This window comes from Myxococcus sp. AB025B (genome assembly GCF_006518215.1).
In the GTDB taxonomy this organism is placed as follows: Bacteria; Myxococcota; Myxococcia; order Myxococcales; family Myxococcaceae; genus Myxococcus; species Myxococcus fulvus.
In genome coordinates this window covers 1-23,892 of sequence record NZ_SRLW01000001.1, presented here as the reverse complement: position 1 = coordinate 23,892, position 23,892 = coordinate 1, and the positions used below count along the sequence as shown (strand labels likewise).

Below are 23,892 nucleotides of genomic sequence, written 5' to 3'. Positions count from 1 at the left end.
CCTTCGGCTACGGCGTGCAGCTCACGTTCGAGGGCATGGCCCAGAGCTGGTGGTAGCCCGTGTCATCCCCCGCGCCGAAGTAGATGCGGTTGCCCACCCGGGCGAACGCGGTCGCCAGATGCGTGCGCGACGGGCTCGTGGTGATTTCGGACGAGGTCTCGTCGGTGCCGTAGGATACCCACGGCACCGCGAAGGAGCCCTCGCCGCCCGCGGTGAACACCACCCCGCCATTGTCCGCGGCGATGAGCGGAGACCAGTACTCGTCGGAGGTGCTCAGCGCCGCGGGAACCCGCCGCGTCGTCGCGGCCGTCCCCTGCGTCACCCACAGCCACACCCTGCGCGGCGCCGGACCCGACGTCCCGATGGCGACGGAGAAGTAGAGCGTGTCCCCCGAACGCACGACGCCCTGGACGTAGGTCCCCGCATCCGGGTCATTCCCCCATGGGTTCTCCAACTGGGTGACGTTCGCCTTCCCGCCCCCCGCCAACGACACGCTGGAGAGCGTCATGATGGGCAGGTAGGCGCTGTCCACCAGGTACACCGAGCCGACCAGCGATCCGAGCATCAGCATGCGCTTGCCGAAGGTCTCCAGCCGCACCGTGCCGGCGGCCGTCCCGTCCGTCTTCCACACCTCCGTGTTGCCACCATCCAGCAGGGTGAACAGCCCCACGGCGCCATCCTGCGTGGTGCCCACGTCCATCACGGGGACCTGTCCGGCATCCAGCTTCTTGACGAAGACCGTTCCGCCCGCGGTGCCATCCGTGCGCCACAGCGACGTGCCGTCCGTCGCATTGGACATGAAGAAGAAGTGCGCGCTCGTGGTCCGCACGTATCTCTCCGACAGCGTGCTCAGCACGCCCAGGTTCACCTCCATCCGCGTGCCGGCCTCCGTGCCATCCGTGCGCCACAGCTCCACCTGCGTCCGGGGCGGCGTGAGCACCTGCCGGGTGCGGAAGAACGACGCGCTGTTGCCCCACACGGAGACCTGCGACATCGCCGTGCCCTCCGGTCCGGGCGTCACGTCCTTCAACAGCCGCGTGCCAACCTCTGTCCCGTCCGACACCCACGGCTCGCGGCCCGACTCCGGCGTGTAGACGGTGAACAGCAGCTTGTCGCCGAGCGGCGCCCGCGGAGACAGCGCACGCTCGGGCCACATCGCGGAGAAGGCGCGGACCTGCGCGGTGCTGCCCTCGGTGCCCTGCGTGCGCCACAGCACGGAGGCGCCGTCGGGGTAGTTCACGGTGAAGTACGCCGTGCCCTGCACACCCACGAAGCCGGCGGGTGACAGCCCCGCGAACGGCGGAGGCTCAGGCGTCCCCGGGGGAATGACGACCTTCACCCGCCGCGCGCCACCGGTCGGGCATGACGGTGCCAGCAGCGGCGCTTGCCCCGTGCTCACGGGACTCTCCGCCCTCGCCTCCGGTCCTCCGCAGCCCAGGGCCCCCAGCAACATCACCGCCCAGCCAGACTTCGCGCGCATGTGGCCTCCTCTCCCGCGAGAGAGCAAGGAAGCGAGGGTGGGAACCGACCCTGGGCTGGACAACTGCCCCGAAGTCGCAGGCGCCTGTCCGCGTCGAGACAGGGACCGCTCCTCCGGTCCCCTGCCGAAACCACGGTGCCTCGGCGCCGCGCACCGACACGCCCCTGCATCCGCCCCCAGCGGGAAGTGATACAGGGTGGACGCATGGGAGTCCCCGAGCCGCGAGCCCCCCAGGACCTGGAACGCTGGTTGTGCGCGGGGCTCTGCCTCGCACGGCAGGAGGGGCTCGACGCGGAGGCGCTCGCCACGAGCATCCCGGGGTTGAGGGCCATGCTCGAAGAGGCCCCCACGCTCCCGCCGCCCGCGCTCATCGCCGACCTGGGGCGGCTCGTCTCGGGTCAACCTCCCGCACCGTCCCTCCCCATCCCGGACACCCTGCCCCGCCTGCGCGACGCCGTGCGGGCCTACGACGACCACGTCCTCGCGCGCCTGGCCGCCGAGCCCTCCCTGGAGGCCGTGTCCGCCGCGCTGGCCCGCGTGCCCCAGGCCCTGCGTCCCAAGGGCCTGGCCTTCCTCGTCGGCCGCGTGCTCACGCGCATGGGCCTCACCGCGGGCACGCCCGTCAGCCCCGCGCTGGCACGGCGCATCCTCGAGAAGCCACCGGGTGAACTGTTGCAATCGGGATACGGCGCCCTGCGCGAGCGGGACTCCGCGCTCGAGTCGCTCGCCCAGGGCTACGAGGCGCTGGCCACCGGGGCGCGCCGCGCCAGCGCCCTGCTCGGCGACGCCGAGGTCTTCACGCTGGAGAACCTGGAGCACCTGAAGGGCAAGGCGCAGCGCCTGGCATTGGAGCAGGCCGTGGAGGCCGCCGAGTCCCTGTCGCGCACGCTGCCGCCGCGTCTGCGCGCGCGCGCCGTCTCGCAGGGCCCCGCGCCCACCGCGCTGGAGGACGAGGCCGCGTTCCCGCAGGGAGGCTTCTCGTCGGTCTCCAACGTGGGCAGCCTGGAGAACCTGGTCACCTCCGAGCTCGTCTACATGGAGGACGAGCCCACGCTGGACTTGTTCGACGTGCGCTACGTCGAGGGCGAGCTGCTCTACTACACGCGCGACGAGAGCCTCGCGGTGCGCCGCCGTCGGGTGCTCGTGTTCCTGCTGCCCGTGAGCCTCGCGGACGCGCGCGTGAAGGACAGCGGCGTGAGCTGGCAGCGCGCCGTGCTGGCCCTGGGGCTGGTGCTGTGCCTGGTGCGCCGGCTCTCCGTGTGGCTCGGAGACCAGGACCTGCGCTTCCAGGTCGCCTTTCCCTGGGACGGACAAGGCCCCCACCCGCTCGAGGCCGAGCGCGGCTTGTGCGAGCTGCTCCTGCGCGAGTGGCGCGCCCGCGGCACGGTGGAGATTCTCACGCCGCGAGACAATGAGCAGGTGTTGGAGCAGGTGCGCGTCGACGCGAAGCGGGCGCGCGTGGACGTGCTGTGGCTCGACGCGGTCCGTCAGTCGCCGCTCGACACGCGCGGGCTGCCCTCCCACGTGAGCGTGCACCGGGTGGACCTGAGCGGACCGAGCCCCCGGGTGCAGACGTCACGGCCGGGTGTCCCCGCGCAGGGAATTCCGGAAGACGGGCGGGAAGGGCGCGCGCCCGAGACGCCCTGGGAAGCCTGGATGGGCGCGACGCTTGAGCTTGCGCGAGGGCTTCTCTAGCTTCCGGTCGGACGCGCCACGCTCGGCGCAGGAGAGGACGGCCATGCCGCGGTACGAGTTCAAGGAAGGCAGCTCCAGCAAGTTCTGGGAGATCAAGCTCGAGGGCGACTCCTTCACCACGCGTTGGGGCCGCATCGGCACCGACGGCCAGGAGAAGACGCAGTCGTTCGACTCCGACGAGAAGGCCCAGAAGGAGTACGACAAGCTCGTCCGTGAGAAGGAGAAGAAGGGCTACGAGCTGGTGGGCGACGGCGAGGGCGGCGACGACGACGACGAGGGCGAGGCCATCGAGGGCACGTCGAACCCGGAGCTCGAGGCCGCCATCCAGAAGGACCCGGACAACGTCGACGCGTACCTCGTCTATGGCGACTGGCTGCAGGCCCAGGGCGACCCACGCGGCGAGCTCATCGCGCTGCAGCACGCGCTCTCCAAGGCGTCCGGCGCCGAGGCCACCGCGCTCAAGAAGCAGGTGTCCGCGCACATCAAGAAGCACAAGGCGCTGCTGCTCGGCGCCATGGCGAAGGGCTGGAGCGACGAGGAGATCACCCTCGAGTGGCACCTGGGCTTCATCCGCTCGGCGCGCCTGGGCCGCAAGGATTACGACTCCGAGTTCGACGTGGGCGAGGGCGTCAAGACGCTGCTGACGCACCCGTCGGGGCGATTCCTGCGCTCGCTCGCGGTGGGCATCGTCGACGCCTCGGATGGCGAGAACAGCTACGAGCCCGTCCTGGAGGCCCTGCAGGAGGCGCCCCCCAAGGGGCTCGAGCACCTGTTCCTGGGCGACTTCGAGTACCCGGAAGAGACGGAGATCTCCTGGTCCTACGTCAACGACGTCTCGGTGCTCTACAAGGTCACGCCGAACCTGCGCTCGCTGCGGCTGCGCGGCGCGGGCGCGGACCTGGGGGACATCGACCTGCCGGAGCTGCGTGAGTTCACCATCGAGACGGGCGGCCTGCCGCTGGGCGCGGTGAAGTCCATCGCCAGCGCGAAGTGGCCCAAGCTGGAGAAGCTGGAGGTGTGGTTCGGCCAGGACAGCTACGGCGCCGAGGGCGGCGTGGCGGACATCCAGCCCATCCTCGACGGCAAGGGCCTGTCGAACCTCAAGGTGCTGGGCCTGCGCAACTCGGAGTTCACCAATGACCTGGTCAAGGTGCTGCCGACCGCGAAGGTGCTCCCCCAGCTCGAGAAGCTGGACCTGTCCATGGGCTGTCTGACGGACGAGGGCGCGAAGACGCTCGCGGAGAACGCGGCGGCCTTCAAGCACCTCAAGCACCTGGACCTGACGGAGAACACGCTCACCGACGCGGGGGCGAAGCTGGTGGCGAAGCTCGCCGGCACCGTGGCCGCGGGCAACCAGCGCGATTACGACCCCGAGTACCACTACGCCGCGGTGGGCGAGTAGTCCTCCCATGTCCGCGTTGCCCGGCTTCATCGTCATCGGCAACGCGGAGAACCGGCGCGTCTCGCTGTTCCAGGACGCGCTGGAGCGTCAGGGCCTGCCGCCCGCGAAGGTGGTGCCCTGGCGGGAGCTGCTGGAGTCCCCTGCCCGCCTCGCCGAGCTCCCCGACACGGACGCGCTCGTCCGCCTCGACGCCGCGGGCGAGAGCTGGGAGGTGGAGAAGGGCCTGTTGAAGCGGGGCTACGAGGACGCGCTCGCGCACCGCGGACAGGTGCTCGCTCCGGACGAAGTCGACGCGCTCGTCGAGGCCCCCGGGCGCATCCTCGCGCCCCGGCAGGGACACCTCGGCTTCCTGCGCGTCCTCTCGGAACTGGAGGCCGTGTTCCGCGAGCGCCCGTCGTGGCGGGTGCTCCAGTCGCCCGCGAGCATCCGGGACTTGTTCGACAAGCGCATCACGTCGCGCAGGTACGCCGGGCTGGGTGTGCCGGTGCCGGAGCCCCTGGACGGGGTGACGGATGTGGCGTCGCTGCGCGAGCGCATGGACGAGGAGGGCTGGCGCGAGGTGTTCGTGAAGGTGTCCTGCGGCTCGTCCGCGTCGTGCCTGGGCATCTTCCGGAGACTTCGCGGCCACGAGTCGCTGGTCACCACCGTCGAGCAGTCCGCGAGGGGGTGGTTCAACACGCTCAAGGTGCGCCGCATCCGCGAGCCGGAGCCGCTGGAGCAGGTGCTCGGCTTCCTGCTGCGCGAGGGCTCTCAGGTGGAGCGCTCGATTCCGAAGGCGCGGCTGGGCGGAGACCTCTTCGACTGTCGGGTGCTCGCGGTGCGCGGCGAGCCCGCGTTCATCGTGGTGCGCCAGAGCCGGCTGCCCATCACCAACCTGCACCTGGGCGGCTGGCGCGGAGAGCTGGAGGAGCTGGAGGCGGCGGTGCCCCGGAACGAATGGGACGCGGCGATGGAGAGCTGCCGCCGGGTGGCGCGCGCCCACGACTGCCTGCACGTCGGCATCGACCTGATGTTCGAGGAGTACTTCACCGGGCACCGAGTGCTGGAGGCGAATGCCTTCGGAGACCTGCTGCCCGGCCTGAAGCGCGACGGCCTCACCGTGTACGAGTGGGAGATTCGCGAGGCCCTGCGGGCCGCGGGCTTCCACGTGCCCGCCTGACGCCGTCGCCGCAAAGACAGGCACGGACGAGAAAGAGCGGTTCATCCGCCTCTCCGGGCCTAGAGTGCGAGCCTTTCTCGAGGAAGGTTCCGCCATGAATTGGAAAGCGTCACTCGGTGCGTTGTTGTTCACGCTGACGGCCTGCTCGGAGTCTCCGGACCCGACGCCCATGCCGCCCCGGCCGATGAAGGCCGTGTTGTTCCCCTACATCCCGGACACGGTGGGCGACGGCTTCGCGAGCCTCGCGGCGCGCCTGGAAGCGGACTTCGAGCGGGAGCACTCGGACATCGACCTGGACATCGTGTTCGATGCGAACCTGGATGTGTATGACCTGGATGAAGGCGGCACACTGAACCAGCTGCTCGGCTCGGGGCCCTCCGCGGCGCAGGTGGTGGAGGTGGACACGCTCATCCTGGGCTCGCTGGTGTCGAAGGGCTGGATTCAGCCGGTGACGCCGGCGGCGGGCACGGTGCATCCAGCGGCCGAGGAGGCGGTGCGCATCTCCGGCACGAGCTACGGCATGCCCACGTACCTGTGCACCTACGTGGTGTACTCACACAGCACGAACATCCGCTCCGCCACGAATGGCGCGACGCTGGTGGACATCCTGCGGGAGGTCTCTCCGGGCAAGCGGCCGCTGGCGGCGAACTTCGACGGGAGCTGGACGCTGCCCTCCTCGTACATCGATGCGTGGGGAGACACGCACCCGGCGGACGCGCTGCCCGGCGCGCTGGCGCTGCCGCTGGATGCGACGACGCTGGCCCCGTTCGAGACCGTGGTGGACAGCTGCGCGATGGAGCCGGGCGTCAACCCGTGCCTGGATGGGACGTACGCGGACAACACCGCGGCGGAGGAGGCGTTCGCCTCGGAGCAGGCCAACGGGTTCATGGGCTACACCGAGCGCCTGGTGCCCATCCTGAAGGCGCGGCCGGGGATGGCGTTGCCGGACGTCGTCTCGGTGCCGCTGGGTGGCGGCTCGGCGCCCACCGTGTTCGTGGACGCGCTGGTGGTCAACGCGGGCTGCACGGGCACGTGCGCGCAGGACGCGAAGGCGCTCACCACCTTCCTGGGGAGCACCGAGGTTCGCGGCCTCATCGCCTTCAGCGGCGAGGGGCCGCAGGGCACCCTGCCCCGCTACCTGCTCCAGGCCAACCGCGCCTTCTACCAGCAGGAGCCCGCGCGCTCGGACCCGATGTACCGCAAGTTCGAGCCGCTCATCCACGGCGCGCGGCCCTTCCCCAGCCAGGGCTTCCCGGAGAACCGCAAGGCGATGCAAGCCGCCCTGTTGGACGCGCTGAAGTGACGCATCAGCCGGCACCTCCCGCCGCGGCCTCGACCCAGACGTCGAAGGCCGCGAGCACCTCTCGCGCGTCCTGGCGCAAGCGGAAGCCGCCCTCCGCGGTCCTCTCGAAGGCGGCGACCTGCCCCGCCAGCACCTCTCCCCCGTACGACGGGCCACTCTGGGCGCAGTACGCCTCGAAGGTCATCCCGGTGTCCCGGTCCCGAACGGAATAGGAGTAGCGCGCGTCGGCCACGGGGGGCCCCGGCTCGCCCAGGCGTGCCTTGAGCCCCGCGAGGAAGCGCTCCTCGTCGAAGGCCTCTCGCACCGAGAGGCCCGGGTTGACTGCCTGGCGTCCACACAGCTTCGTGCCTCCCGCGGCCCCGGGGGGCAGTCGTTCGAATCGGTCCATCCCTCACCTCCTAGGCGCCCTCGGGCTCGCCGGTGTCCCCGGTACGGACATAGCGCAGGAGCACGGGCAGCAACGCCGCCATCGCCGTTGCCGCCGCGCCCAGCGCCACCTCATCTCCCGGCACCGGGTCGAAGATGGCCAGGAAGGCGAGCACCGCGACGACGACGACCCCCACCGCCAGGATGACGAGGGCCAGCGCGGCGAGCACGCGCAGGACGCCTTCGAGCACCCAGGCGAGGGCCTCCCCGAGCGCGGAGAGCATCTGCCCCAGCATCGTCGCCAGCTCCGAGAGGATGGCACGGGCGAACGCGGCCACCGCCGTGCCCACGACGGCGGGGGCGAGCTGTCGAGCCTTGTTCCGCAGCGCCTCCGTCAGGGCATCGAGGAGCTGCGCGAGGGTGACCACCGTGGCCCCGACGCACAGGGCATTCAACGTCTCCTGGAGGATCGTCCGCAGGGAGTTGCGCAGTTGGACGCGCAGCTCATTGAGGATGATGCTGACCAACCGCCGGGCGAGCGTCCTCATGACGCTGCGGAGGGCCGGGCTGATCTGCGACTCCAGGAACGCGCCGATGCTCGTCAGGCTCTGTCCGGGCACGAGGGTGAGCAGCACGCCCAGCTCGGGGCCGAGCACCTGACGTATCCGCTCGCCCCCGACCCGCTCCGCGGCGGCGAAGATGGCCGCGAGGCTCATCCGGTCGACGAGCCGGTCGAGCCTGGGCCCCACCACGTCATCGAGGAAGCGCGTGAGCACATCCTGCGCCGGCAACAGGGCGCGGTCGATGAAGTCGTTCATCTCTCGCTCGGAGCCACCGCACGAGAAGGTGTCGGACTGGCCCCCCGTGCACCAGTAGCCAACAGCCCCCGGCGCGACGAGCCGGGCCTTGAGGGTGCGCGTCCGGTCCCCGTCGAACGCGCCGATGATGGTGTCGTTCTGGAGGATGCCCGTCATCCGGTGGAACTCCGTGCGGACCGCGGGGCTCGTGCCGATGCGTCGGGCGAAGGCGTCGTCGTCCGCGCCCCGTGGCTGGTCCCCGCAGCCCCCCGGGCCTCCCGAGCTCGAGTGGTGGATGCGGTCCATCGACTGCCGCGCGCGGCGGATGTAGTGCTCCACCTGCTCCACCCCGTAGGTCTGCGCGAAGCCGAAGGGTTTGATCTCCGCGAGCCCCACCAGGTTGCCCGGGCGATACAGGTCGGCGCGGCCCGCCTCGACCCCCTCGGGCTGACAGCCCTGGCTGGACAGCAGCTCCTTGGTCGCGCGCGGGATGGTCAGCTCGCTCAGGACTCCGCTCCCCAGCAGGAAGGACTGCAGTTGCGTGTGGGCCGTGAGGCCCGCCCCACGCGCGCCGCGGTTGTCCTCATCCACCTCGCGCAGCGGACCGCAGCCTCCGGCGCCGCGGGTCGTGGCGCGCTGGATGAGGGAGCGCGCGGCACCACCGGCCTGCCCCCGCTGTTGCACCACGTGGGTCAGCTCGTGTGCCAGCAGCCGTCGCCCCGTCTGACTGTGAGGGGCATAGGCGCCGGCGGCGAAGTAGATGTCCCCGCCCACGGTGAAGGCATGGGCGGACAAGGCCCGCGCCGCGGCGTGCGCCTGTCCGGACGTGTGGATGCGCACCCCGCCGAAGTCGTAACCGAAGCGCTCCTCCATGAAGGCGCGCGTCGGCGCGGGCAATGGGCTGCCGCCTCCACGCAGGGCGCGCACCATGGCGGACACCTCGGGAGCGGCGGTGGGCGCGGTGGCGCCTTCCGCGCGCCGCTGGGCCTGAGCGGGCTCCTCCTCTTCCCGGCACGCGGCGCACGCGCGCTGGATGAGCGGCGGCGCGTGCGAGACCGGGTCCGGGGCCGCGCGCTCGCCAGCGCGCATCACGGCGTCAGCGACCTGCTCGGCCTCGCGCTCGAGCGCGTCCCCTGGCTGGGAGACAGCCATCCCCCCACCCGACGGGGCGGAGGGCGTGGCTCGCGAGCAGAACAGCGGGAGCCGGGAGAACTCGAAGCCCCAGGTGGGGCCGACCTCGCGCAGCGGCTCCATGGACTCCGCCTCGCTCGGCGTCGGACTCGGGCTCCGAGGACGCGCCACCGGGACGCGGGCTGGCGCAGTGGCCACCACGGCCGACGACGGCTGGGCAACACGCGCTCTCATGCGTCGCTCCTGGGCTTGCGCCTGCCTCGGTTGGGCCAGGCGAGCAGAGCTTAGGAACGACTCGGGAGCCCGGAGCAATCGGCCCCAGGGGAGGAGCCCCCCTTCCTCCCATGCTGGGTCCCCGCTAGGGTCCGCCTCGCCATGCGGCGGCTCGGAAACCCAGCGCGTAGACGGTCCGTGGTGACACGGCCTTCTGCATCTCCGGGGCACCCCCGGGGATTCTCCATGAGGAACACACTCCCACGCGAGGCCGGTATCGCGGCGAGCCGCGAGTCTGGCCACGCCGGACGGGACAGGTGGGCCCGAGCCACCGCATGGCACCCGGAGGTCCGGACGTGAGCACGCGCCACCCCGTGGCGGCGGCGCTCGCCTCCGCGTTCCTCGCCGGCCCCTGGACTCGAGCGGGACTGAGGGAACGAGGCGCCCAGGTCGTGGGCGGTCGCCCGCGATGGCTCGTGCCCGTCGTCCGCGGCATCCTGAGATACTTCCCTCGCCCGCCCCACGCGCGCATCGAGCTGCTCACGGAGCTGCTCGCCACCCGCCCCGCGCTCATCCGCGCCTGCGGCAACAGCGCCGAGCCCATCCGCATCCGTCACTGGCTGGACGCGGAGCCCCAGATGGGCCGGCGGCCGTGGCCCGTCCCCGAACTGACAACCCAGGCCGCCCTCGCGCAGTGGCTCGGGGTGACGGACGCCCAGCTGGGATGGCTCGTGGATGGCTCGGGCTTCGAGCGCACGTCCCGTCCCGGCCAATGGCGACGCTATCGCTACGTCTGGATTCCCAAGCGCACGGGCGGCAAGCGGCTCCTGGAGCAGCCGGGGCTGGACCTCGCGCGACTGCAGCGCAAGGTGCTCCACGACATCCTGGACGCCATTCCGCCCCACGCCGCCGCTCGCGGCTTCGTCCGGGGCCTCGGGGTGAAGGACTTCGCCGAACCCCATGTGGGCCGCGCCGTGGTGGTGCGCGTGGACCTGGAGGACTTCTTCCACGCGGTGCGGCCCGCGCAGGTGTGGGGCGTGTTCCGGACGGCCGGCTATCCCGATGGCGTCGTCAACGCCCTCGCGGGGCTCTGCACCAACCGCACGCCCGGCGCCGTCGTCGAACAGGCGCGCCGGGCCGAGAGCGCACAGGAGCTGGACGCCTGCTGGCGACTGTCGCGCAGGCTGTCGGCGAGACACCTCCCGCAGGGAGCGCCCACGTCACCGGCGCTCGCGAACCTCGCGGCCTATCGACTCGATGTCCGGCTGTCCGCGCTCGCGGCGACGCTGGGCGCCCGGTACACGCGCTACGCGGATGACCTGGCCTTCTCCGGTGACGAGGCCCTGGCGCGACGCGTGCGCAGGCTGCTCGCGTGCGTGACGCGCATCATCCGCGAGGAGGGCTTCACCGTGCGCCAGGGGAAGACGCGCGTGATGCACCAGGGCCAGCAGCAGCGGCTCGCGGGCGTCGTGGTGAACGCGCACCCCACCGTCCCTCGCGAGGACTACGAGCGCCTGAAGGCCGTGCTGCACCTGTGCCGCACACGCGGCCCCGAACACCAGAACACCGAGCAGCATCCCGACTTCCGCGCGCACCTGCTCGGGCGGATTGCCTGGGTGGAGCACCTGCACCCGGCGCGAGGAGCCCGCTTGAGGGCCACCTTCGAGCGCATCCCCTGGGCGCCGGAATGAGAAGAGGCCGCCGACAACGCGCCGGCGGCCTCTTCGAGCTTCACTTCGTCACAGACTCAGGACGTCGCGTGTGAGTCATCCACGGGAGCCGAGGACTCCGTCTTGCGTCGGGTGAACAGGCGCTGCACCACGACGAAGAACAGCGGCACGAAGAAGATGCCCAGCAGCGTGCCCACCAGCATGCCGCCGAGCACGCCCGTGCCGATGGCCCGCTGGGCACCGGCGCCCGCGCCCGAGGCGATGGCCAGCGGCACCACGCCGAAGCCGAACGCCAGCGACGTCATCAGGATGGGCCGCAGACGCGCACGCACCGCGAGCAGCGTGGCCTCCACCAGCTCCATGCCCTTCTCGACGTTCTCCTTCGCGAACTCCACGATGAGGATGGCGTTCTTGCTCGACAACCCCACCGTGGTCAGCATGGCCACCTGGAAGTAGACGTCGCGGTCCATGCCTCGCATGAAGCTGCCCAGCACCGTGCCGAGGATGCCCAGCGGCGCCACCAGCAGCACCGCCGTCGGGATGGTCCAGCTCTCGTACATGGCCGCCAGACACAGGAACACCAGGAGCAGCGACAGCGTGTACAAGAGCGGCGTCTGCGAGCCCGCCTGCCGCTCCTGATACGACTGGCCCGTCCACTCCAGGCTGAAGCCCGGCGGCAGCTGCGCCACCATCTGCTCCACCGCGGCCATGGCATCGCCGGAGCTCACCCCGGGCGCCGCCTCGCCGGTCAGCTCCATGGCGGACACGCCGTTGAAGCGCTCGAGCCGGGGAGACCCCGAGCCCCACCGCACGCTCGCGAACGCGGGGAACGGCACCATCTCCCCCTTCGCGTTGCGCACGGACCAGCGGCTGAAGTCCTCCGGCACCATGCGGAACGGCGCGTCCGCCTGGATGAACACCCGCTTCACGCGGCCCCGGTCGATGAAGTCGTCGATGTACTGACCGCCCCACGCCGCCGTCAGCGTGTTGTTGATGTCCGTCGAGGAGAGCCCCAGCGCGGTCGCCTTCGCCACGTCCACGTCCACGCGGAACTGCGGCGTGTCCTCCTGGCCGTTGGGCCGCACGTAGGCAATCAGCGGGTTCTGCATCGCGGCGCCCATGAACTGGTTGCGCGCGGCCGTCAGCGCCTCGTGCCCCTGGCCGATGTTGTCCTTGAGGAAGAACGTGAAGCCGGCCGAGTTGCCCAGCTCCGCCACCGCGGGCGGCGGGAAGGCGAACGCGAGCGCGTCTTCAATCTGCCCCAACGCCCCCGCGGCGCGACCCGCCACCGCGTTGACGCCCAGCTCCGCCGACTCGCGCTCCTTCCAGTCCCGCAGGTTGATGAACGCGATGCCGGCGTTCTGACCGCTGCCGGCGAAGCTGAAGCCCTGCACGCTGAAGAGCGCCTTGACGGAGTCCTTCTCGTCCTCGAGGAAGTGGTCCTCCAGCTGCTCGATGACCTTCATCGTGCGCTCCTGCGTGGCGCCCACCGGCGTCTGCACCAGGGCGAACAGGAAGCCCTGGTCCTCGGACGGGAGGAACGAGGTGGGCAGCTTGAGGAACAGCACCACCATCAGTGCGACCATGGCCACGAAGGCGACCATGAAGCTCCACGCCCGGCCCAGGATGCCCTTCACCACCGACTGGTAGCGGGCGTTGCTCCAGTCGAACGCGCGATTGAACGCGCCGAAGAAGCCCTTGCTCGCCGCGTGGTGGCCCTTGGGAATCGGCTTGAGCAGCGTGGCGCACAGGGCTGGCGTGAGCACCAGCGCCACCAGCACCGACAGCGCCATGGACGTCACGATGGTCACCGAGAACTGCCGGTAGATGACGCCCGTGGAGCCCGCCAGGAACGCCATGGGGATGAACACCGCGGAGAGCACCACGCCGATGCCCACCAGCGCGCTCGTAATCTGCGACATCGACTTGCGCGTGGCCTCCTTGGGGGACAGCCCCTCCTCGCTCATCACGCGCTCGACGTTCTCCACCACGACGATGGCGTCGTCCACGAGCAGGCCGATGGCGAGCACCATCGCGAACATGGTGAGCATGTTCGCCGAGTACCCCAGCGCGGTGAGCACGCCGATGGTCCCCAACAGCACCACCGGCACCGCGATGGTGGGGATGAGCGTGGCGCGGAAGTTCTGCAGGAACAGGTACATCACCAGGAACACCAGGAGGATGGCCTCCAGCAGCGTGGAGACCACGCCCTGGATGGCGACCCGGACGAACGGCGTGGTGTCGAACGGCACCACCGCCTTGAGTCCCTTGGGCAGCGTCGGCTCCATCTCCTTGAGGGCCGCCGCCACGCCCTGCGCGGTGTCCAGGGCGTTGGCGCCCGTGGCCAGCGACACGGCGATGCCCGTGGCGGGCTTGCCGTTGTAGCGGCTGATGACGCTGTAGTCCTCGGAGCCCAGCTCCACGCGGGCCACGTCGCCCAGCCGCAGCACGGAGCCGTCCGCGTTGCCTCGCAGGACGATGTTCCGGAACTGCTCCGGCGTCTGGAGGCGGTCCTGCGCCGTCACCGTGGCGTTGAGCTGCTGGCCCTTCACCGCGGGCGTGCCGCCCAGCTGGCCCACCACCACCTGCTGGTTCTGCCCGCGGATGGCGCCGATGACGTCCGTGGGCGTCAGCGCGTAGGTGTCCAGCTTGTTGGGGTCCAGCCAGATGCGCATGGCGTACTTCGTGCCGAACACCTGGGTGCTGCCCACACCCGGGACGCGGGAGATGGGGTCCACCATGTTGGTGGCGACGAAGTCCTGGATGTCGTCACCGCCCATGCTGCCGTCCTCGGACACGAAGCCGATGACCTGCAGGAAGCCCGAGGCCGCCTTGGTGACGGCGATGCCCTGCTGCTGCACGGCCTGCGGCAGCAGCGGCGTGGCCAGCTGCAGCTTGTTCTGCACCTGCACCTGCGCGATGTCCGGGTCGGTCCCGTTGGCGAACGTGAGGGTGATGGTCGCCGCGCCGTTCGACTCGCTGGTCGACGACATGTAGAGCAGGTTGTCGAGCCCCTTCATCGTCTGCTCGATGACCTGCGTGACGGAGTCCTCGATGGCCTTCGCCGAGGCGCCCGGGTACACGGCGCTCACCGTCACGGTCGGCGGAGCGATGATGGGGTACTGCGCGATGGGCAGCCGGGTGATGGAGAGCGCGCCAGCCATCATGATGATGATGGCGAGGACCCACGCGAAGATGGGTCGATCAATGAAGAATCTTGCCATGGCCGCGTTCCGTCACTCGTTGGGAGCCGGCGGGACGAGGGGCGCGGCTTCGCCCCCCTTCGTCTCTGTCGGCGGGGCTTCCGTCGCCTGGACGGGCATGCCCGGCTGGATCTTCTGGAGACCGGAGATGATGACGCGGTCGCCCTCGGACAGGCCGCTGTCCACGAGCCAGCGGTCTCCCACGGTGCGGCTCACCGCGACGGTGCGCGGCTCCACCTTGCCGTCCTTGCCCACCACGAGCGCGGAGGCGTTGCCCTTCGCGTCGCGCGCGATGCCCTGCTGCGGGACGAGGAGGCCCTCCTGACGCAGGCCGTTGCCCACGAGCGCGCGCACGTACATGCCGGGCAGGAGCATCTGGTCGGGATTGGGGACGGTGATGCGCAGCGCGAAGGTGCCGGTGCCCGGGTCCACCGTCACGTCGGAGAACGTGAGCGAGCCTGGGTGCGAGTAGCGGCTGCCGTCCTCCAGAAGCAGCGTCACCGGAGTGCTGTCGGTGGGCTTGAGCGTGCCGGCGCTGAGCTCCTTGCGCAGGCGGAGCAGCTCGCTGCTCGACTGGGTCAGGTCGACGTAGAGCGGGTCCAGCTGCTGCACGACGGCGAGCGCCTGCGGCTGGTTGGCGGTGACGAGCGCGCCCTGGGTGACAGACGACTTGCCGATGCGACCGGTGATGGGTGAGGTGATGCGCGCGTGTCCGAGCGTCACGCCGGCGCGCTGGACGGCGGCCTGCGCGGCCTTCACGTCCGCCTCCGCCTGGGCGAGCGCGGCGACGGCCTTCTCGTTGTCGGCGGGGGTGACGGCCTCGAGCTTGAACAGCTCGGCGGAGCGCTTGGTGGAGAGGGCGACCGAGGTCAGCGTCGCCTGGGCGCGCTCCAGCGCGGCCTTGGCGCTGGCGTAGTCGGCGCGGTAGGTGGCGTCATCGAGCTCATAGAGGGCCTGGCCCTCCTTCACCTGGCCGCCCTCGGTGAAGAGCCGGCGCTGGACCAGGCCGTTGACCTGGGGGCGGACCTCCGCGACGAGGAACGCCTGGGTGCGCCCGGGCAGCTCGCGCGTGAGCAGCACGGACTCGGACTTGAGGGTGACGACGGTGACGGGGGCGGCCTGGGGAGCCTGTTGCTGTTGCTGCTGCTCGGCGGGCTTCTCACAGGCGACCAGCAGCACGGCGCCAGACAGCATTCCAACGAACGCCGGCGTGAGCCGACGTGAACGAGACCACATGAAGTCCTCGGGGGTGGGGGACTGAAACGGGCGGCCGAAATGCTTCCGGCGCGGCCTCTCCTCTACCGAATACGCGCGCTCATGCCACCAAATCCGCATGTGTCCGGAGTGAATCCTCCGAAGCGACGTCAGCAATTCGCGGCGGACGAAATCCCGCTGGAATCCTGACAGGAATGGTGTGCACGCGAGATTTCCGGTTGTGCGGCGTGCACGCGTTTTCGAGCACGACGAACGGTCGTTCTCGGGCGCGACACGCGCACGTCACGGAGGTGAGGACGGGCGCCACCCCACGAGGGCGCCCGTCCTCAGGAGCCTTAGCTCAGGGCACCAACGCGCGCTGCTGCGCGAGGAGCCAGTCCCAGAAGGCGTAGTTGTTGTAGGTCTGGGTCCAGCAGTCATGCGCGCTGCCGGGAATCACGGTGAGCCGGGCCTGGAGGTTGCCCGTCGACACATAGCCCGGCTGGGACGTCCACACGTTGCTCGCGGCGCCGGCGAACAGGTACGTCAGCGTCGCGGACGGCTGCGGCACCGTCACCATCTGTCCCTGATTGAAGTTCTTCGTCACGCCCATCAGCCACGAGCGCTCGGCCAGGAGCGAGTTGCCATCCGCGTACGAGTGCACGGCCCACACCGGCACGTTCTTCAGCTGGGTGATGGTGGGGCCCGGGCCGCCGATGTTGGTCGCCATGGGCGCGAGCGCCGCCAGGCGGTGGCCGTACGTATACGCGTACTGCCAGGCGCCATAGCCGCCGTAGCTCAGGCCCGTGACGTAGATGCGGGACAGGTCCACGCGGTAGTTCGCCACGATGAAGTCGACGAAGGCGTTGACCTCGGCGGGGACCCAGTTCGTCGCCGCCTGCGGCGTGAAGATCATCACCTGCTTCTGGCCGAAGTACGTCTTGGCCGTGGGCTCGTGGCGGATCTTCTTCAGCGCCCCGTTGGCCGTGCCCTTCTCGAACAGGGCCGCCTCGTTCTGCGCGGTGCCGAACTCACCCCGGCCGTTGAGGTGGATGATGACCGGGTAGCGCGTCTCCGGAGACGTCAGGTAGCCGGGCGGCAGGTACTCGACGTAGCCGTACAACGTGCCCGTGCTCGCGGGCATGCGCGTCACGAGCTGGTCCTCGGCGGTGACGGTGAGCCGCGAGCCCTGCGCCTCCAGGGACTCGTGCTCCCCCAGCTCCCCTCCGCAAGCAACAGCCCCCATCACGAAACACAGCAACATCCAACGTAGCAGCATGGTGTGCTCTCCAGGTTGAACGACGGTAGGCACCTGGAGTCTGCACAAAAGCCGGAATCCCGGAAACAGCCACAGCCCTGCTGATACAATCGGGATTCAAATGCGACACGAGGGCCGTCGACGCACCTGGCCCCCGCTGCCCTCACATCAACCGCCCCAAGAGCCCCGGGCAAGGCAGGTGCAGCGCACAAACAGACGCGCCATGTCTTGCTTTGCGGCCGCGACGCCCAGGCTTCAGCGACTCGGGACAGGCTCACGCCGCCACAGCGGCTCGGCCGGCACGCGCTCCAGGATTCCGGAGCCGAAGACCCGGTCCAGCTCCAGGTAGTCCATGTGCACGTAGCCGATGTGGCAGCCACAGGTCGCCTTCGAGCACGGTCGGGGTCGCAGCGCCTGGTCGAAGTCCGACGCGTAGATGTTGCCAATCGCCTCGTCGATGAAGTGACACCGCCGCGCCGTGCCCTCCCCGTCCACGGAGATGACCGACTCCCCTCCCCTGCACGCCTTCCCCAGGCTCGGGTGACGCACGTTGTTCACCGGGAACAGGGGGTCCAACCGCGTGAAGCGCGCCACGTCCTCGGGCGTGTAGGGCTCCTCCTGCCCGTCCTTCACCGCGTTGATCCACAGGTACGTCTCGGCCGGCAGCTCGCGGCGCAGCGCCTGGGCCTCCTCCACGAAGCGCAGGAAGCCCACCACGCCCACGCTGTGCCGGACGCCCAGCGACACCAACGTCTCGCACTGCTTCAGGAAGCGCGGCCGCTTCGTCCACTCCGGGTGGTACGTCGCCCAGAGGCCCAGCTTCTCCGCGCGGCAGTCCTTCACCCAGTCCAGCCGACACGACAGGTTCGTCTGCGCCGCCACCCGTTCCACGTGCGGCAGATGCGTCAGCCGCGCCAGCGCCTGCTGATACCAGGGCCAGATGAGCGCCTCACCCCACGGCGTGAAGAACACCGACACCGTGTCCTGCGTGCGCGCCTCCACCCACGCGATGAACCGCTCCAGGTCCGCGCGGTCCTTCGCCAGCTCCTCGTCCGTGTGCTTCCACTTCCCGAACGGGCAGTACTCGCAGCCGTAGTTGCAGCTCGACAACGGCCCCCGATAGAGCACCGTGAGCTTCATCGCCAGGCGTACTCCGACGACAGCGAGCGCACCCCGTCCGAGTGCAGCCACGGCCCAATCAAGTCCGAGCGCTCCACCCCCGCCGCCGTCAGCCGCAGCCCCGTGGCATCCCTGAGCCCCAGGCCGTGCGCCTCCAGCTCCAACAGCTCCGGGAAGTCCTCCAGCACCTCCGCGCCGAATCGCGCCCGGTACGCCGCCAGGTCCACCCCTTCCGCGAGCAGCGACAACAACATGAACCTGCGCCGCCGCTCCCCCTCGTCCAACCGGAAGCCGTACCCCACCTCCCCAAAGGACTCCGCCGTCCGCGCGCTGTACGACGCGATGATGTTGCGCACCTCCCGCGAGCCCACCGCGTACTCGGACGAGTAATGCACCGCCCCCGTGTACGAGCGCGCCCCGCAGCCCAGCCCCACCATCCCGTCCTCCTGGCAGCGGTACACGGGGCCCCCCGCGTCCGGCGCGTGCTTCGCGCGGAACATGCGCATCGACACCTGCGTGTACCCCTGCGACAGGAGGAAGTCCCGGCCCGTGCGGTACAGCGACAGCCGCAGGTCATCCCACGCGCGCGCCTTCTTCCCCAGGAACGTCAGCGGACGCACGTACAGGGGATACAGGTAGATCTCCTCGGGCGAGAAGCGCAGCGTCTCCCGCAGCGAGTACAGGAAGCTCTCCGGCGTCTGCCCCTCCATCCCATAGATGAGGTCCAGGTTCAGCGTCGGGAAGCCCGTCGAGCGGATGAGGTCCAGCGCCGACTCCACCTGCGCCGTCTTCTGCGGACGCTTCACCGCGGCCACCTCCGCCTCGATGAAGCTCTGCACGCCCATGCTCACCCGGTCCGTGCCCCGCGACCGCAGCGTCCGCAGCTTCTCCGCGTCCACCGTCTCCGGCGACACCTCCACCGACACCGGGATGTTCCGAGGGTCCGCCCCCAGCACCTTCTCCGCCAGGTCGAACACCTTGTTCAGCCCCGCCACGTCCAGCAGCGTCGGCGTGCCTCCGCCCAGCGCCAGCCTGGCGAAGCTCGCCCGGCCCAGCGCGTCCTTCACCCGCTGCGTCTCGCGCTCCAGCGCGCCCAGATACCCGTCCACCACGTCCTGCCTGGGGCCCGCCGCGGTGAACAGGTTGCAGAACCCGCAGCGCATCTCGCAGAACGGGACGTGGAAGTAGAGGAACAGCGCGTCGCGCCGCTCCTCGGCCCACACCGACTCCAACGAGAGCGGCGGCGTGAAGGGCCGGTAGGCCGTCTTGTGCGGGTACCCATACAGGTACGCCACGTACGGCGACTCTCCCAACATCTGCTCCAGGCGCGTCATGGTGCGGGCTCTCACGGCAGGGTGAACTCCGCGTAGGGCACCGTCCAGACGACGGGGTGACCCACGCGGTGACCGTTATAACCGCCCTCGCCGTACGCCGTGCCGTGGTCCGAGCAGACGATGCAGAAAGCCGGCCCCCGCCGCCGCAGCGCGGCGAACAAGGGTGGGAGCTGACTGTCCACGTATTCCAGGGCTGCCGCGTGGCTCTCCCGCGAGTCCTCGCTGGCGCCCGGCAGGTAATGACGGTTGGGCTGGTGGAGCGCGGAGATGTTGATGAACAGGAAGACTCGCTGTGGCCTCGGGAGGGCGTCCAGGCGACGGACCGCCAGGGCCACCTGGTGCTCGGTCGAGCGGGGCTCGCGCACCCCCAGCTCCGGCGCCCAGTGGCTCTCCGCGAACAGGCCCGGCAACACGTTGCCCAGCGGGTTCAGCTTGTTGAAGAAGCCCACGCCGCCGATGCACACCGTGTGGTAGCCGCGCCCCGCGAGCCCCGTCACCAGGTCCGGCGCATCCAGCACACACGTCCCCTGCCCCGTCGTCTCACTGCCCTCGAAGCGCATCGCGAACAAGCGCGGGTGGCGGCCCGGACGCGCGGGGGTGGGAAGAAAGCCCGCGAAGAAGGCGTGGTGCGCGGCGTAGGTGAAGCTCGCCGGCGAGTGCCGCTCCTCCCACTGTCCTCCAGGCAGGAGCGCGGCCAGGTTCGGGATGCGCCCCGAGGCGGCCAGCTCGGTGGCCACGTCGTGGCGCAAGGTGTCCAGCGTGAGGAAGAGCAGGTCGTGCGAGCCGACCACCTGGTTCATGTCCATGTCGAGAGCACCCGCTCGAGGTCCTGCACGGCCGTGGAGACGCGCTCCACGGTGAAGTCGGGAGGAGGCAGCGACGCGGGCCACTCGCGCCCGTGCGACACCCAGCACGTGGTGATGCCCAGCCGCCCCGCGCCGACGATGTCGCGTACCGGGTCATCGCCCACGTGGAGCACCTCCGAGGGCGCGCGGTTCACGTGCTTCAGCGCCGCCTGGAAGATGGCCGGGTCGGGCTTCTCCACGCCCACCTCGCTGGAGAAGAACCCCCGCGGCACGCAGTGGTGGAGCCCGGCGTGGAGCAGCTTCATGCGCTGCGTGTCCGCCGAGCCGTTGGACACCACCACCACGGGCTGACGGCCCACCCGCGCGGCGAGCCACGTCACCAGCTCCGGGTCCGACGTCACCTGCCGCGCCAGACCCACGTGGAACTCCGCGCGCAAGTCATTCTCGGAGAGCCCCACCGGGAAGCGCTCGAGCAGATCCTGGAAGAACGCCTGCCGGTCGCGCCCACCCCGCTCGTCGAGCACGCGCAAGGTGGCCAGGTCCTCGGCGCGACGGTGCGCGGGGAAGACGTCCGGGAAGCGGGCCATGAAGCTCTCGAAGTAGCGCGTGAAGGCGCCGCCTCGGTCGATCAACGTGTCGTCGACGTCGAAGAAGAGCGCCTTGGGACGCACCGGACCGTACTTCCCGAAGGCCCGGGGCTTGTCCATCCAGCGCTTGTCCGCGTACTGCCCACCCTTCTTTCGCATCGCACCCTCCCGTGCCTCACGGCGCGGGTGAAGTCCAGCGGCTCAGCTGGCGGCCGGCGATGAGCGGTCGTACGCCCGCAGCGCCTCGACGACCTCCTCGCGTGAGTCCGTGAGGAGCAGGTGCCGCGCGTACGCGTGGCCCTGCGCGAGCTGCGCCAGCAGCGGGTACACCGGACGGGTGCGCGTCCAGAACTCCCGGCCCAGGAAGATCATCGGGCTGATGACGCCCACGCTGTTGTAGTGATTCTGGCAGGCGTCCTGGAAGACCTCCTGGATGGTGCCGGCGCTGCCGGGCGCGTACACGATGCCGCCCTTGGCAATGGTGAGCAGGCCGTCCTCGCGCACGCTGTTGGCGAAGTACTTGGCGATGTGCGTGGCGAAGGGGTTGGGCGGCTCGTGGCCATAGTGCCACGTGGGGATGCCCAGGCTCGAGCAGGCGAAGACGTCCTTGGGTCCGAGGGGGAACGCGCCGCGCACCTCGAAGGCCCGCGCCAGCCACTCGCGGTCCGTATAGCTGGGAGCCCTGGCGAGGACCTCGAGTCCCGCGTCGAGCTCCGCCTCCGTGCGCGTGGCGAACCAGGCGCCCACGTGCGTGGCCTCCATCGCGCCGGGGCCGCCGCCGCTCACCAGGAAGAAGCCCGCGCGCGTCAGCTCGCGCGCCAGCGTGGCCACCTCGCGATAGTCGGGCATGCCGCGCTTCATGGAGTGCCCGCCCATGATGGCCACCACCTTGCGCGGCGGCCCCGCCTTGAAGAGCAGGCCCTCCATGGCGTCCGTCACCGCGTGGTCATGCAGCCGCTGCGCGAGCGTCTCCAGCAGCGTCGGCGGCGTGCCCCGACCGTGGGACTCCCAGTGGCGATAGATGCGCGCGTCGAGCGTGTCCTCGTACGTCTCCGGGCGCGCCGGGTCGAAGCCCGCGTACAGCTCCTCCGGCGTGTAGAGCGTGCCCCGGTACGGCTGATAGGGCACCCCGGAGATGGGCGGGAAGACGAGCGCGCCGTGGGCGAGCGCCGCCTGGAGCGCGTCCTTCTCCAGCTCGCAGCCCAGGAACACGGTGCCCGCCAGCGGCAGCGTGCCCAGTTCGCGCGTGTAGCGCCTCAGGTCCAACCCCTGGATGACAACGTTGGCGAGGCTGTGTCCCTCGCGAAGATGCCGCTCGAAGGCCTCGGGAGTCTCTAGCTCGATCACCCCGGAAGGATTCCACGCCTCGCGGCCATCTTGAAGGCTAGAAGAGGACCACCATGGTGCCCTTGGGCATCTGCTCGTACAGCCTGGTGATGTCCCCCGGGTGGAACACGACGCAGCCCCAGGACAGCCGCCCGCCGCTCTCCTCCAGCGACCACTCGCCCGACCAGCCGTGGAACCCGATGCCGCTGCCCAGCCGGGTGCTCGCGTCCGTCGCCTCGCGCGCCGTCCACGCGCGCGCAATCCTCTCGCGCGCCTTCTGCGTGAGCCACCCGCGCTCCACGCCCCGGCTCGCGTCCCAGGGATTCGGGTAGTTCACCCGCAGCCAGTGGCCGCCGTAATAGGCCGCGTACGGCCCGGTGATGTTCCCGCGCACCGTCTGCACGATGAAGTACATGCCCACGGGCGTGCGGTTGTCGCCCCGCTCCTGCTTGGGCCCCTCCCCCTGGCCGAAGCCCACCTCCACCCTCGCCCGCTCGACGCCCCGCTCGTACAACCGGAGCTCGTTCCGAGCGTGCGAGATGAGCACCAGCACCGGCTCCTCCAACGGCTGCGGCAGGCGGGCCCGCTCCCGGGTGAAGCACCGGGCCTCCGCCGGGGACAGCTCGCGGTCCGTGTGCAGCACCACGGAGGCCCGCGGCCCCACGCGCCCGAGCACCTGTCCGCGGGACACCCCGTCTCCGCGGTCCAGCGACACCGACACCAGTCCCGAGTACACGGCGCGCACGCGCTGGAGCTCGTGGTTCTCGTGATACAGATGTTCCAGGGTGACACTTTCGCCCGTGACCTCCACCACGCGGCCTCGAGCCAGGGAGCGCGCCTCGGCGCCGGGCTTCGCGCCACCCAGGTCCGCCCACGCCTCGAACCCGTCCGCGGGAGCGTGGGCCGGACGCAGCCAGGCCTCGAAGACATCCGGCGCCTCGGCGAGCGCGCGTGGGGTGACCAGGGCGAACAGGAGGCAGGACAGGAGCCCGCCATGACGGAGCACGAATCGAGGCACGTGTCCTGGACACTCGGGCCGCGCCGACGGTTCCGTCAACCCCCTCGTCAGCGCCGGGCCTCCAGCGCGCGCAAGGCCGCCTGGGCCTGGAGCAGCTCAGGGTGGGCATTGGCCGCGGCGGCGTCCTGCGCGGCCAGCCGCAACTGTCGCGCGGCCTCCTCGCGCTCTCCCAGCCGCAGGTGGGCGCGCCCCAGGGCGCAGCGCAGGAGCGACTTCAGCTTCCGGTCTCCCAGCATGCCCGCGAGCTGGAGTCCCCGGACGGCGTCCTCCTTCGCCAGCTCCGGCGCGTCCGCCTGGCTGTGCAAGAGCGCGAGGCCATGGTGCGTGTACGCCATGCCGCCCCGGTCCCCCGTGCGCGCCTTCGAGTCCAGCGCGAGCTGGAAGTAGTGCACCGCGCGCTCACGGTCCCCCGAGCGCGCGTAGGCATCCCCCAGGTTGAACAGCGCCGTGGAGTGCTCCCACGTGTCCCCCGCGCGCTCGGTCCAGCGCAGCACCGCCGCGTACTCCGCCGTGGCCTGCTCCGGTCGCCCCTGCCGCATCAGCAGCATCCCCATGGCGCGGTGCAGGGACGCCTCCGCGCTCGCCCGGCCCACGCCGTCCTGCACTGGCACCTGGAGCAGCCGAGCGCGCGCGCTCCCCAGCCGCGCCTCCGCCTCGGTGAAGCGGCCCAGCCAGCACAGCGCGAGCGAGGACAGCGCGTCCAACGAAGCGGCGGCGACGAGCACCTCCTCGGATGACTCCTCCACGACGCCCACCTCGCCCAGCGCCACCACCTCCTCGTGGCGCTCCAGCGACAACACCACCGAGACCAGCTTGCTCAAGCACTGGAGC

Annotated in this window: 18 protein-coding genes; 5 read left to right on the top strand and 13 right to left on the bottom strand. The window is 70.5% G+C overall.

The features are described from left to right. Positions 1 to 7: 7 nt before the first annotated feature. Entirely contained in the window at positions 8 to 1,480 is a 1,473-nt protein-coding gene (locus tag FL311_RS00090; RefSeq protein WP_141322750.1) for a hypothetical protein, read from the bottom strand. 204 nt (positions 1,481 to 1,684) lie between these two features. On the opposite strand from FL311_RS00090, the gene FL311_RS00085 reads away from it, so the two are divergent. The 4 genes from FL311_RS00085 (at position 1,685) to FL311_RS00070 (ending at position 7,039) form a co-directional block, all read left to right on the top strand. Beyond that, positions 1,685 to 3,175: a hypothetical protein gene (locus FL311_RS00085; protein WP_141322749.1), complete on the top strand. Its 1,491-nt coding sequence runs from the start codon at positions 1,685 to 1,687 to the stop codon at positions 3,173 to 3,175. A gap of 43 nt (positions 3,176 to 3,218) precedes the next feature. Next, positions 3,219 to 4,577, top strand: a complete 1,359-nt coding sequence (locus FL311_RS00080; protein WP_141322748.1) for a WGR domain-containing protein — start codon at positions 3,219 to 3,221, stop codon at positions 4,575 to 4,577. A 7-nt stretch (positions 4,578 to 4,584) separates the two neighbouring features. After that, entirely contained in the window at positions 4,585 to 5,736 is a 1,152-nt protein-coding gene (locus FL311_RS00075; RefSeq protein ID WP_141322747.1) for an STM4014 family protein, read from the top strand. Between the two features lie 94 nt (positions 5,737 to 5,830). Next, complete coding sequence (locus FL311_RS00070; protein WP_141322746.1) at positions 5,831 to 7,039, top strand: hypothetical protein; 1,209 nt, start codon at positions 5,831 to 5,833, stop codon at positions 7,037 to 7,039. 4 nt (positions 7,040 to 7,043) lie between these two features. Here FL311_RS00070 and FL311_RS00065 read toward each other — a convergent pair whose 3' ends face one another. Continuing rightward, positions 7,044 to 7,427, bottom strand: coding sequence for a hypothetical protein (locus tag FL311_RS00065; RefSeq protein ID WP_141322745.1), 384 nt, complete (start codon positions 7,425 to 7,427; stop codon positions 7,044 to 7,046). A 10-nt stretch (positions 7,428 to 7,437) separates the two neighbouring features. Continuing rightward, positions 7,438 to 9,567, bottom strand: coding sequence for a DUF4157 domain-containing protein (locus tag FL311_RS44850; protein ID WP_228556584.1), 2,130 nt, complete (start codon positions 9,565 to 9,567; stop codon positions 7,438 to 7,440). 335 nt (positions 9,568 to 9,902) lie between these two features. Between FL311_RS44850 and FL311_RS00055 the strand changes: the two genes are divergently transcribed. After that, entirely contained in the window at positions 9,903 to 11,237 is a 1,335-nt protein-coding gene (locus tag FL311_RS00055) for a reverse transcriptase family protein (RefSeq protein WP_141322744.1), read from the top strand. Between the two features lie 56 nt (positions 11,238 to 11,293). On the opposite strand, the gene FL311_RS00050 is transcribed toward FL311_RS00055, so the two are convergent. The 10 genes from FL311_RS00050 to FL311_RS00005 all read right to left on the bottom strand — a co-directional run. Next, positions 11,294 to 14,440: an efflux RND transporter permease subunit gene (locus FL311_RS00050; RefSeq protein ID WP_141322743.1), complete on the bottom strand. Its 3,147-nt coding sequence runs from the start codon at positions 14,438 to 14,440 to the stop codon at positions 11,294 to 11,296. 12 nt (positions 14,441 to 14,452) lie between these two features. After that, entirely contained in the window at positions 14,453 to 15,613 is a 1,161-nt protein-coding gene (locus tag FL311_RS00045; protein ID WP_141322742.1) for an efflux RND transporter periplasmic adaptor subunit, read from the bottom strand. Positions 15,614 to 15,974: 361 nt separating this feature from the next. Further along, the gene (locus tag FL311_RS00040; protein WP_141322741.1) at positions 15,975 to 16,892 is read right to left on the bottom strand and encodes a PHB depolymerase family esterase; all 918 of its coding nucleotides are present in this window, start codon (positions 16,890 to 16,892) and stop codon (positions 15,975 to 15,977) included. Positions 16,893 to 17,126: 234 nt separating this feature from the next. Then, the gene (locus FL311_RS00035) at positions 17,127 to 18,011 is read right to left on the bottom strand and encodes an STM4011 family radical SAM protein (protein ID WP_141322740.1); all 885 of its coding nucleotides are present in this window, start codon (positions 18,009 to 18,011) and stop codon (positions 17,127 to 17,129) included. Then, positions 18,008 to 19,324 (bottom strand): STM4012 family radical SAM protein, encoded by a 1,317-nt coding sequence (locus FL311_RS00030; RefSeq protein ID WP_141322825.1) that lies wholly within the window; start codon positions 19,322 to 19,324, stop codon positions 18,008 to 18,010. The genes FL311_RS00035 and FL311_RS00030 overlap by 4 nt, the downstream gene beginning before the upstream one ends. An 11-nt stretch (positions 19,325 to 19,335) precedes the next feature. Next, a complete protein-coding gene (locus FL311_RS00025) occupies positions 19,336 to 20,130 on the bottom strand; it encodes an STM4013/SEN3800 family hydrolase (RefSeq protein ID WP_141322739.1) in 795 nt (264 codons plus the stop codon). Continuing rightward, positions 20,121 to 20,876 carry an HAD family hydrolase gene (locus FL311_RS00020; RefSeq protein WP_228556583.1) on the bottom strand — a complete coding sequence of 252 codons (756 nt, stop codon included), beginning with the start codon at positions 20,874 to 20,876 and terminating at the stop codon, positions 20,121 to 20,123. The genes FL311_RS00025 and FL311_RS00020 overlap by 10 nt, the downstream gene beginning before the upstream one ends. 42 nt (positions 20,877 to 20,918) lie before the next feature. Further along, on the bottom strand, positions 20,919 to 22,064 hold the full coding sequence (locus FL311_RS00015) for an LOG family protein (protein WP_141322738.1): 1,146 nt from the start codon (positions 22,062 to 22,064) through the stop codon (positions 20,919 to 20,921). A 37-nt stretch (positions 22,065 to 22,101) separates the two neighbouring features. Next, a complete protein-coding gene (locus FL311_RS00010; RefSeq protein WP_194868980.1) occupies positions 22,102 to 23,049 on the bottom strand; it encodes a L,D-transpeptidase family protein in 948 nt (315 codons plus the stop codon). A gap of 59 nt (positions 23,050 to 23,108) precedes the next feature. Beyond that, on the bottom strand, positions 23,109 to 23,892 hold a 784-nt coding region (locus FL311_RS00005), incomplete at its 5' end, for a tetratricopeptide repeat protein (protein WP_141322736.1).

Coding starts and splice junctions, on each gene's coding strand:
- FL311_RS00090 (WP_141322750.1), bottom strand. CDS start 1,480: ATGCGCGCGAAGTCTGGCTGGGCGGTGATGTTGCTGGGGGCCCTGGGC.
- FL311_RS00085 (WP_141322749.1), top strand. CDS start 1,685: ATGGGAGTCCCCGAGCCGCGAGCCCCCCAGGACCTGGAACGCTGGTTG.
- FL311_RS00080 (WP_141322748.1), top strand. CDS start 3,219: ATGCCGCGGTACGAGTTCAAGGAAGGCAGCTCCAGCAAGTTCTGGGAG.
- FL311_RS00075 (WP_141322747.1), top strand. CDS start 4,585: ATGTCCGCGTTGCCCGGCTTCATCGTCATCGGCAACGCGGAGAACCGG.
- FL311_RS00070 (WP_141322746.1), top strand. CDS start 5,831: ATGAATTGGAAAGCGTCACTCGGTGCGTTGTTGTTCACGCTGACGGCC.
- FL311_RS00065 (WP_141322745.1), bottom strand. CDS start 7,427: ATGGACCGATTCGAACGACTGCCCCCCGGGGCCGCGGGAGGCACGAAG.
- FL311_RS44850 (WP_228556584.1), bottom strand. CDS start 9,567: ATGAGAGCGCGTGTTGCCCAGCCGTCGTCGGCCGTGGTGGCCACTGCG.
- FL311_RS00050 (WP_141322743.1), bottom strand. CDS start 14,440: ATGGCAAGATTCTTCATTGATCGACCCATCTTCGCGTGGGTCCTCGCC.
- FL311_RS00045 (WP_141322742.1), bottom strand. CDS start 15,613: ATGCTGTCTGGCGCCGTGCTGCTGGTCGCCTGTGAGAAGCCCGCCGAG.
- FL311_RS00040 (WP_141322741.1), bottom strand. CDS start 16,892: ATGCTGCTACGTTGGATGTTGCTGTGTTTCGTGATGGGGGCTGTTGCT.
- FL311_RS00035 (WP_141322740.1), bottom strand. CDS start 18,011: ATGAAGCTCACGGTGCTCTATCGGGGGCCGTTGTCGAGCTGCAACTAC.
- FL311_RS00030 (WP_141322825.1), bottom strand. CDS start 19,324: ATGACGCGCCTGGAGCAGATGTTGGGAGAGTCGCCGTACGTGGCGTAC.
- FL311_RS00025 (WP_141322739.1), bottom strand. CDS start 20,130: ATGGACATGAACCAGGTGGTCGGCTCGCACGACCTGCTCTTCCTCACG.
- FL311_RS00020 (WP_228556583.1), bottom strand. CDS start 20,876: ATGCGAAAGAAGGGTGGGCAGTACGCGGACAAGCGCTGGATGGACAAG.